General features: G+C 69.5%; 1 protein-coding gene. It reads right to left on the bottom strand.

Annotation, left to right across the window (positions count from 1 at the left end; all coding sequences use genetic code 11):
• On the bottom strand, positions 1-2,409 hold a 2,409-nt coding region (locus ACH4DX_RS35690), incomplete at both ends, for a condensation domain-containing protein (RefSeq protein WP_398158152.1).

Here is a 2,409-nt window from a genome sequence, read left to right as displayed (position 1 = left end):
CCGCCACCGCAGCGTCAAAACTCGGCGACGCAAACTGCAGCAGACGGCTTCCGCCGTCTACCCCCAGACGCATGATGTGATCCCGCGCCAGATTCGCCACCCCCGCATGCCCGACGACCACACCCTTCGGCCGCCCCGACGAACCCGACGTATAGATCACATACGCCGGGTGATCGGGCCGCAGCGAGACACACCGCTCCCCATCCACCAGATCCGCACCGGACTCGGACACCACCGCATCCGCTACGTCCTCCAGGACCAGGCTGTTCAACCCATTTGGTACGACATTAGAGACGGCCTGCGAGGTCAACGTCAGCGCGGGGCGGGCGTCGCCGAGCATGTACGCGATGCGCTCCGCCGGGTACTCAAGGTCCACCGGAACGTACGCAGCACCCGCCTTCAGGACCGCCAGCATCGTCACCAGCAGCTCCGGCGAACGCGGCAACATCAGCGCCACCAGGCCCTCAGGTCCCACACCCCGGCTGATCAGGAATCGGGCGAGGCGGTTCGCCCGTGTGTTCAGCTCGGCGTAGCTGAACTGAATATCCTCGAACAACACCGCCGTCGCCTCCGGCGTCCGCGCCACTTGCTCCTCGAACGCCACCGGCAACGACACCCACGGAACCTCCACCCGCTCGCCCTGCCAGCCTGACAGCAACTCCACGCGCTCCTGGGCGGAGAGGACCTCCAGCTCCCTGACGTGGCACTCGGGATCCGCCACCACCGCGGCCAGCACACGGCTGAACCGTTCCACCAATCCCTCGACCGTCACCCGGTCGAACAGATCCGTGGCGAACTCGAAGGCGCCGACAAGCCCCGCCGGGGCGCCGCCGTCCCCGTGCTGCTCGTGCACGCCGAGTTGGAGGTCGAACTTCGCGGCGCCGTCCCCCGTCGACTCGCTCGTGAAGGTCAGCCCGGGGAGCCGGAACTCGGCCTGCTCGTTGTTCTGGAAGGTCAGCATCACCTGGAACAGCGGGTGGCGCGACATCGAGCGTTCCGGGTTGAGGACCTCCACGAGGTGCTCGAAGGGCACGTCCGGGTGCGCGTACGCGGCCAGGTCCGACTCGCGGACCCGCTCCACCAGCTGACGGAACGTCGGGTCGCCGGACAGATCGGTACGCAGCACGAGGGTGTTGATGAAGAAGCCGACCAGGTCGTCCAGCGCCTCGTCCGTACGGCCCGCCACCGGTGAGCCGATCGCGATGTCCGTCCCGGCTCCGAGCCGAGACAGCAGCGCCGCGAACGCCGCCTGCACCACCATGAACACACTCGCACCCGACTCGCGCGCAAGGTCAACCAGGCCCTGGTGGATCTCCGCGCCCACCTCGAAGACCAACCGGTCGCCACGGTGAGAGGCCACCGCCGGCCGGGGCCGGTCGGTCGGGAGCTCCAACTGTTCGGGCAGGAAGGCCAGTTGGTTCGTCCAGTACGCGAGCTGCTGACTGAGCAGGCTGGCCGGGTCGTTCTCGTCGCCCAACAGCTCCCGCTGCCACAGTGCGTAGTCCGCGTACTGCACCGGCAGCGGCGCCCACTCCGGAGCCCGGCCGGCCGCCCGCGCCTCGTACGCCTCCGCCACATCCCGCCCCAGCGGCGCCATCGACCAGCCGTCACCAGCGACGTGGTGCAAGACGACCACGAGGACGTGCTGGTTCTCGCCCAGCTCGAAGAGCCGGGCCCGGAAGGGGATCTCGGCGCTCAGGTCGAAGCCCTGGTTCGCCACGGCCGCGACGGCCGTCTGGACCTCCGCTTCGGCGATCTCCGCGACGGGCAGGGGCAGGCTGACCTCTTCGGGGGCCAGGATCTTCTGGTACGGAGTGCCTTCCGCGCTCTCCTGGAGGAGCGTCCGCAGGCTCTCGTGCCGTGCGACGACGTCCTGGAGCGCGAGTTCGAGCACCTCCCTGTTCAGCTCGCCGGAGAGGCGCAGCGCAATGGGCACGTTGTATGTGGCCAACGCCGGTCCCTGGATGCGGTTCAGGAGCCAGAGCCCGCGCTGGGCGGGTGACAGGGGGATCTCCGCGGGGCGCGGCCGAGGTGTCAGCGCGGCACGGGCGGCTGCGGCGCCCTCGGCCCGGCCCGCCAGCTGGAGCACGGTCGGGCCTTCGAAAAGGGCACGCAGCGGCAGTTCGACGCTCAGGACGGTGCGGATGCGGCTGATCACGCGGGTGGCGAGCAGGGAGTGCCCGCCGAGGTCGAAGAAGCTGTCGTCGATGCCGACGCGGTCCGCGCCAAGCACGTCGGCGAAGATCTCGCATAGAGCTCGTTCGCGTTCCGTGCGCGGGGCACGGAACGCCGCGACCGTCGCGTAGTCGGGGGTGGGCAGGGCGTGCTTGTCGACCTTGCGGTGGGCGGTCAGGGGCAGCTCGGGCAGGGTGACCACCGCGGCCGGGACCATGAACTCGGGCAGCAACT

This window comes from Streptomyces sp. NPDC017940 (assembly GCF_044328435.1).
Taxonomy (GTDB): Bacteria; Actinomycetota; Actinomycetes; order Streptomycetales; family Streptomycetaceae; genus Streptomyces.
This window is presented reverse-complemented; position numbering and strand designations above follow the sequence as displayed.